This is a genomic window from Thermococcus sp. PK (assembly GCF_000430485.1).
Taxonomy (GTDB): domain Archaea; phylum Methanobacteriota_B; class Thermococci; order Thermococcales; family Thermococcaceae; genus Thermococcus_A; species Thermococcus_A bergensis.
In genome coordinates this window covers 255,110-261,757 of record NZ_KE387149.1, presented here as the reverse complement: position 1 = coordinate 261,757, position 6,648 = coordinate 255,110, and the positions used below count along the sequence as shown (strand labels likewise).

The following is a 6,648-nucleotide window of genomic DNA, read 5'->3' as shown; positions in this document are numbered from 1 at the left end:
CCATAGTAAAACTTTTTTTAGAGGGAACAAACCCAACTGCGGGCTTTTCAGAGATGATTTCTGAAGAACCCTTCTTCTCCTTCCTGTTTTTTCTGGCCAACTCCTTGGTCTGAATGGGCTTTGAGTCCAGTATTCTAACGTATTCTCTGGCGTGTTTTTTGAATAATTCTTCCTGCGCTAGGAGCAGGAGTTTTTCGTGCCTGTTCAAGCGTTCTGTTAGTTTGTTGTACCTGATTTTTGGGAACAGCTTCATTTCTTCGATTAGGACTCTGTAAGCGTGCTTGTAAACTCCTCCGAAGTGCAGGTGGGCTAGTATTGCGAAGGTTATCAGGTCGTAGAGGCTGATTACTTCCCTGCGAGTGTTTTTCGGGTAGTGTTTGCTGATTATCGGATAGATTTCGGATTTTATGATCAGGATTTCCTGCTGAAAGTTCATAACAACCACCAATCAACCAAAAGACTTAAGTGCTTATAACTCTAACGATCTAATGGGAACTAGGGTCACTTTAGTTAATATACTAACGACTACATTTAAACCCCAAAAAGGCATGGCTAAAATCTTCGGTCTTGATGTAGTTAAAGATAAAAAGAAAATTAGAGAAATGATATCATTATGTGCTCAAGATTTAGAGCTTGATGTTCTGCTTTCTGTCAGGACGAATTTAAAATTCTATGGTATAATACGGGGAATTCCAAAGAACGAACTTGAGAAACGCTTAGATGATATTGTTGAAATGTTTGGTTTAACTGAGCATCAGCATAAAAGAGTACTTGAACTGTCTGGAGGATTAAGACGAAGGACACAATTAGCTAGGGCTTTCTTAGATCCAAGAAGTAAATTAATATTTATAGACGAGCCAACCTTAGGACTAGATCCCATCGGGAAAAAGATTACCTGGGATCTCATTCGTGAAATGAGTAAGGAGGGATACTATTTCGTCCTAACAACTAACGACATGGCGGAAGTTGAGAGTCTATCTGATGAGATAGTTTTCATACATAAAGGAAGGATAATCCTTCATACAACTCTTAGAGAATTCAAACATGTTTATGCCGGTAAAGTCATGGTGACGTTCAAAAAGGAATTATTCCCTCAACTTATGGGAATGCTGTCTAATTATCTCAAACGCAACAACTTAGGGAAAATTATTGGAAAAGATACTGTAGAGCTGGAAGATAAATTGGCATTTTATGAACTTCTCCTGTTCTTGCGAGATATCGGTTTTGATATTACTCAAATTGTTGTTAAGGAGGAGACATTGCTTGATGGATTTATAAAGCTCATTGGGGGGATTGAAAAATGAGGCTCTATGGGTTCGTATACAGGGAGATATCATTAAAGAAAGAGGCAATAGGAGGGTTTATATCACAATTTTTAACCCCAATCCTGTACTTTCTGTTTTTTGCATTCTCATTATCGAGAACCGTGAATTTTGAGTATCATGGAAAGACCATAAGCTATCTCCTTTATGTTCTTCCAGGTATTATTGCAATTCAAATATTTTATTCTTATCCTGTTGTTAGCTCGACAACATTTAATGATGTTAGATTTGGGATAATACGAACATCCCTTCTCGGAGGGGGAAGTTTGAGTGGTTATATTCTTGCGAAGGTATTAGTGGAGAGCACTGTAGTTATCTTGGTGTCCTTATTCCTGGTGTTTGTGGGAGTTCTGTTCCTTAATTTGTATCTATCTTCTGCAACGTTGCTTCAATTTGTACTCTATTTGTTAGTCTCAACGGTGTTTTGGATAAGCATGGGCATAATAATTGGGGTAAAGATGAGAGGGGAATTAACAAGAAACATGCTTTCTGCTCTACTTAATCTGCCAACAATCTTCACTGCTCCTGTATTTTATCTCAAAGGCTCTGCTCCTATGTGGATAGAATTTTTAGGAAAAATTAACCCATTGACATATCACGTCGTTGGCCTTCGAGAGATCCTATTACTCGGTGGGGCTCCTGTTGAGTTCTGGATAATCTCTTTGCTCTTAGGTATGGGGTCTGTTGCAGTATCAATAAAATTAACATCTGAAGTTGCTCCAAAATGAGTTTTTTATTTTTATTTAGCATTCTTCAGGTTGGCACTTTGGTGTCCAAGGGAGACAACCCTTAAATAGCTCCATCCAAGATTTCTATTTTGGTGATGTCAAATGCCAAGAATAGGAATTATTGGTGGATCCGGTGTTTATGGTGTATTTGAGCCAAAAGAGACAGTAAAAGTGCACACACCATATGGAAGGCCCTCGGCTCCAGTGGAAATAGGAGAGATAGAGGGTGTGGAAGTTGCATTTATTCCCAGACATGGAAAGAATCACGAGTTCCCTCCACATGAAGTTCCCTATAGGGCAAACATATGGGCACTTAAGGAGCTTGGCGTCGAGAGAATCATAGGAATTACTGCGGTTGGTTCTCTTAGAGAAGAGTACAAGCCGGGGGATATAGTTATCACGGATCAATTCATCGATTTCACAAAAAAGAGGGACTACACCTTCTACAACGGCCCAAGGGTTGCCCATGTTTCAATGGCCGACCCCTTCTGCCCGGAGATGAGGAAGATCTTCTATGAAACTGCCAAGGAACTAAACATCCCAGTGCACGAAAAAGGAACCTATGTATGTATTGAAGGCCCAAGGTTCTCCACGAGGGCGGAATCTATGATGTTCAGACAATTCGCTCACATAATTGGAATGACCCTTGTGCCGGAGGTAAATCTTGCTAGGGAGCTCGGCATGTGCTACGTCAACATTGCAGCAATTACCGACTACGACGTCTGGGCAGAGAAGCCAGTTGACGCTCAAGAAGTGCTCAAGGTCATGCACGAAAACAATGAGAAGATAAGGAAGCTCTTAAAAGTCGGTGTTCCAAGGATCCCCCAAGAAAGGAAGTGCGGCTGTGCTGATGTCCTCAAGACGATGTTCGTTTGAATCCAACATTTTTATAACCCTCTCTTCTACATTTTGTGGGTGGTTCCATGAGCATCCTCATAAAGAATGGCTACGTAATATACGGCGAGAACCTTGATGTTATCAAGGCCGATGTTTACATTGAAGGGAACAGAATTTCCAAAGTTGGGAAAAACCTCAATATCGGGGCGGATTATGTAATTGACGCTAGGGGAAAAGTCATTTCTCCGGGATTTATAAACGCTCACACACACTCCCCAATGGTTCTCCTGAGGGGTCTTGCTGATGACCTGCCCCTTATGGAATGGCTTCAAAACTACGTCTGGCCAATGGAAAGAAAACTTAAGCCGGAACACATATACTGGGGCGCCCTCCTTGGAATCACTGAGATGATAAAGAGTGGAACAACAGCTTTTGTTGACATGTATTTCCACATGGAAGGGGTTGCAAAGGCCTCTGAGGAGGCTGGAATAAGAGCTTATCTGAGCTACGGCATGGTGGATCTTGGAGATGAAGAAAAGAGGAATGCTGAGATCAAAGAAACTCTCAAACTCTTGGAGTTTATCGAGAAGTTAGATTCTTCAAGGATAGAGTTCTTCTTTGGGCCCCACGCTCCTTACACCTGCTCTCCAGAGCTTTTGAAATGGGTCAGAGAAAAAGCCGATGAAAGTAAAAAGAGAATAACGATACACATAAACGAAACAAAAGATGAGGTAAAACAGATAAAGGAAAAATACGGTAAAACTCCAGTAGAGTTTTTGGACGAGTTGGGTTTCTTGAAAAGCGATGTCACAGCGGCCCATGGAGTATGGTTAACTGACAAGGAGATTGAAATTCTAGCCAAAAGGAAAGTTACGATAGTTCACAATCCTGCAAGCAACATGAAGCTTGGCAGTGGGGTAATGCCCTTGGAGAAGCTCCTTAGAGCCGGAGTTAACATAGCACTGGGCACGGATGGAGCTGCAAGCAACAACAACTTGGACATGATAGAGGAGATGAAACTAGTTTCTCTCCTCCACAAGGTTCACAATTTAAACCCAACCCTTGCCGATGCAAGAACAGTTTTTAAGATGGCTACCCAAAACGGAGCGAAAGCCCTCAATTTGGACGCTGGAGCCATAAAGGAAGGGGCTCTTGCAGATATTGTCGTTATTGATTTTAATAAGCCTCACCTAAGGCCGATAACCAACATAATTTCCCATATAGTGTATTCCGCCAATGGGAACGATGTTGAGACAACTATAATAGATGGGGAAATAGTCATGCTCGACGGAGAAGTTTTGACCATTGATGAAGAAAAAGCTTTGGATAAGGTTCAGAAGATAGTCGATGAGCTTCGCTAACCTTTTATCTTTTTGGTGCATATTTTTATGCGGTGGGCATTATGGAGCTGAATTTTGGGTCTCTCACATTTAAAGTCGTTCAGGGCGATATAACCCGTTTTCCAGCCGAAGCAATAGTTAACGCCGCAAACAAATACCTAGAACACGGTGGTGGGGTTGCCTACGCAATAGCAAAAGCTGCTGGGGATGTTAGAGAATACATAAGGATAAGCAAAGAAGCCATGAAAGAGCAGATTGGAAGAAACTGGATCGAGCATGGGGAAGTTGTTGTAACACCTGCAATGAAAATGGAGCAGTATGGCATAAAGTACGTCATCCACACCGTTGGGCCTTACTGTGGTGGTAAATGGGATGAGGATAAGAAGGAAAAGCTCAAGAAGGCTATTCTCGGGGCTTTAAAAAAGGCTGAGGAGCTCGGAGTCAGGAGCATAGCCTTCCCGGCTATAAGTGCTGGCATCTATGGCTGTCCCTTTGAAGAGGTTGTGAAGACTTTTGTCGAGATGGTAAAGGAGTTTTCGGAAGAAGCGAAAAGCGTTAAGGAAGTTTATCTGGTGCTGTACTCTAAGAAGGATTACGAGAGGGCTTTGAAGACTTTGACGGTTTAATGTCTCTTGCTGATAAATCTAATTCTGCCGAACTAACTACTTGACTTCTTTTCCAACTTGTTTTGATTATTTGTTTGATTTAATTTGTTGAATACTTTAAACAAACTTATAGTAATAGAAAATTTACCCTAGTTCCCACCACCTGTGAAGTTGTATAATCTGTCCAGATTCACGGCCAGAATCGCCCCTAAAATCCTGACAGCTAACCCCCTCAAACTAACACTCCTGCTCGGCTTCAGAAGAAACTCAGAAAACTTCGAAAACAAAGTCTCAATCCTCCTGCGAAAGTCAGACAAGTACTTGTAAAACTTCTTCTCCTCCAGATTACTAACCTGATTCTCCCGCTTCACCGGCGTGTAAACAACGCCAAACCTCAGAAATTCCTCCTCGAGCCCCCTGCTAACATACCCCTTATCCAAAAACAGAAAACAGCCGGAAAACTCCTCAACAATCACCCAGAACTTTTCCCGGACAACACTCACATCATGCTTATTCGCCGGATCAACAGACAGTAAAGCCAGCAAATTTCCATCAGAGTAACAGGTCAGCTTGTACCCATTAGTAAAACTTTTTTTTAGAGGGAACAAACCCAACTGCGGGCTTTTCAGAGATGACTTCTGAAGAACCCTCCTTATCCTTCCTGTTTTTTCTGGCCAACTCCTTGGTCTGAATGGGCTTTGAGTCCAGTATTCTAACGTATTCTCTGGTCGTGTTTTTTGAATAATTCTTCCTGCGCTAGGAGCAGGAGTTTTTCGTGCCTGTTCAAGCGTTCTGTTAGTTTGTTGTACCTGATTTTGGGGAACAGCTTCATTTCTTCGATTAGGACTCTGTAAGCGTGCTTGTAAAACTCCGTTAAAGTGCAAGTGTGCTAGTATTGCGAAGGTTATTAGGTCGTAGAGGCTGATTATTTCCCTGTGAGTGTTTTCGGGTAGTGTTTGCTGATTATCGGATAGATTTCGGATTTTATGATCAGGATTTTCCTCTGAAAGCTCAATACAACCACCAATCAATCAAAAGACTTAAGTGCTTATAACTCTAACGATCTAATGGGAACTAGGGTATTGTATAATATCAAACAAATCCCTACGAAGTGTTGGCTCACCTCCACATAAACATAAGACCAGAACATTTAATTTCGCCAGTTCGTCTATGACATTAAATATCTCCTCTTTGCTAAGTTCTCTGCGGATTATATCCGAGGAACAACCAAGGTAACAATAGGGACAATTATAGTTACATCGGTATGTAACATCGATTGCTGTAGAAACAGGGCCCTTTAGATTTTCCGGCCAGATGCGATACTTGCGATAAAGGCTTCTAAGCTCGCTAAATATCTCTGGGAGCTCTTTCAATTCCCCAGCCCTGTAAGGTACATTTGTATCAGTGGACATTTGGATAAATCTGGTGAGAATATTCGAAAAAGAATAATAAAACGTTTGAAGTTCATTTGATAGATTGCCAACACCCACTCTCATTATCTTCACCTTTTATGTCAAGTTTTTACTCAAGGTGCTATGCTGTATCTTTGGATCTCTAATTAGGAAAGTGTTGCCATGTAAAAGCCACTTTGCTATCCATGCTGCTACTCCCCAAACAACTGCGATATACATTGCAGCAATAACCCATACTGCCGCAGCCGCCATAACCGTACCGCCAACATTTAATACATACGCATGGCTTATTGCTATTTCTTTGGTAATTCCTGAAGTAATACCAACATCACCCGTTCTGCCTACCCGTAAAGTGTGTGTAGGGTGTTAATTTCATAACGGGTAGGCTTCCAGCCTCCCGTCTT

At 41.7% G+C, this 6,648-nt stretch carries 7 protein-coding genes and 2 pseudogenes; 5 read left to right on the top strand and 4 right to left on the bottom strand.

Annotated elements, in window-relative coordinates; translation table 11 throughout:
- Positions 1 to 445: pseudogene (locus THEPK_RS03300) on the bottom strand (IS982 family transposase); the annotation flags it as partial.
- Between the two features lie 43 nt (positions 446 to 488).
- On the opposite strand from THEPK_RS03300, the gene THEPK_RS03295 reads away from it, so the two are divergent.
- The 5 genes from THEPK_RS03295 to THEPK_RS03275 all read left to right on the top strand — a co-directional run bounded on the left by THEPK_RS03295 (position 489) and on the right by THEPK_RS03275 (position 4,853).
- Positions 489 to 1,304: an ABC transporter ATP-binding protein gene (locus tag THEPK_RS03295; RefSeq protein WP_042698325.1), complete on the top strand. Its 816-nt coding sequence runs from the start codon at positions 489 to 491 to the stop codon at positions 1,302 to 1,304.
- Positions 1,301 to 2,050: an ABC transporter permease gene (locus THEPK_RS03290; RefSeq protein ID WP_042698322.1), complete on the top strand. Its 750-nt coding sequence runs from the start codon at positions 1,301 to 1,303 to the stop codon at positions 2,048 to 2,050. Before THEPK_RS03295 ends, THEPK_RS03290 begins: the two co-directional genes overlap by 4 nt.
- Before the next feature lie 102 nt (positions 2,051 to 2,152).
- A complete protein-coding gene (locus tag THEPK_RS03285; protein ID WP_042698320.1) occupies positions 2,153 to 2,926 on the top strand; it encodes an S-methyl-5'-thioadenosine phosphorylase in 774 nt (257 codons plus the stop codon).
- A 47-nt stretch (positions 2,927 to 2,973) separates the two neighbouring features.
- A complete protein-coding gene (locus tag THEPK_RS03280; protein WP_042698317.1) occupies positions 2,974 to 4,248 on the top strand; it encodes an amidohydrolase family protein in 1,275 nt (424 codons plus the stop codon).
- 41 nt (positions 4,249 to 4,289) lie between these two features.
- Complete coding sequence (locus tag THEPK_RS03275; RefSeq protein WP_042698314.1) at positions 4,290 to 4,853, top strand: [protein ADP-ribosylglutamate] hydrolase; 564 nt, start codon at positions 4,290 to 4,292, stop codon at positions 4,851 to 4,853.
- 128 nt (positions 4,854 to 4,981) lie between these two features.
- Here the strand turns inward: THEPK_RS03275 and THEPK_RS12505 are convergent.
- The 3 genes and pseudogenes from THEPK_RS12505 to THEPK_RS12945 all read right to left on the bottom strand — a co-directional run bounded on the left by THEPK_RS12505 (position 4,982) and on the right by THEPK_RS12945 (position 6,496).
- Positions 4,982 to 5,856 (bottom strand): annotated as a pseudogene (locus THEPK_RS12505) (IS982 family transposase).
- A gap of 40 nt (positions 5,857 to 5,896) precedes the next feature.
- Positions 5,897 to 6,328 carry a radical SAM protein gene (locus tag THEPK_RS03265; protein ID WP_042698311.1) on the bottom strand — a complete coding sequence of 144 codons (432 nt, stop codon included), beginning with the start codon at positions 6,326 to 6,328 and terminating at the stop codon, positions 5,897 to 5,899.
- 12 nt (positions 6,329 to 6,340) lie between these two features.
- A complete protein-coding gene (locus tag THEPK_RS12945) occupies positions 6,341 to 6,496 on the bottom strand; it encodes a hypothetical protein (RefSeq protein WP_156882136.1) in 156 nt (51 codons plus the stop codon).
- Between the last annotated feature and the right edge of the window lie 152 nt (positions 6,497 to 6,648).

What these genes read in the sequence shown, in the direction of transcription:
- THEPK_RS03295 (WP_042698325.1), top strand. Translation starts at nt 489, where the DNA reads ATGGGAACTAGGGTCACTTTAGTTAATATACTAACGACTACATTTAAA.
- THEPK_RS03290 (WP_042698322.1), top strand. Translation starts at nt 1,301, where the DNA reads ATGAGGCTCTATGGGTTCGTATACAGGGAGATATCATTAAAGAAAGAG.
- THEPK_RS03285 (WP_042698320.1), top strand. Translation starts at nt 2,153, where the DNA reads ATGCCAAGAATAGGAATTATTGGTGGATCCGGTGTTTATGGTGTATTT.
- THEPK_RS03280 (WP_042698317.1), top strand. Translation starts at nt 2,974, where the DNA reads ATGAGCATCCTCATAAAGAATGGCTACGTAATATACGGCGAGAACCTT.
- THEPK_RS03275 (WP_042698314.1), top strand. Translation starts at nt 4,290, where the DNA reads ATGGAGCTGAATTTTGGGTCTCTCACATTTAAAGTCGTTCAGGGCGAT.
- THEPK_RS03265 (WP_042698311.1), bottom strand. Translation starts at nt 6,328, where the DNA reads ATGAGAGTGGGTGTTGGCAATCTATCAAATGAACTTCAAACGTTTTAT.
- THEPK_RS12945 (WP_156882136.1), bottom strand. Translation starts at nt 6,496, where the DNA reads ATGGCGGCTGCGGCAGTATGGGTTATTGCTGCAATGTATATCGCAGTT.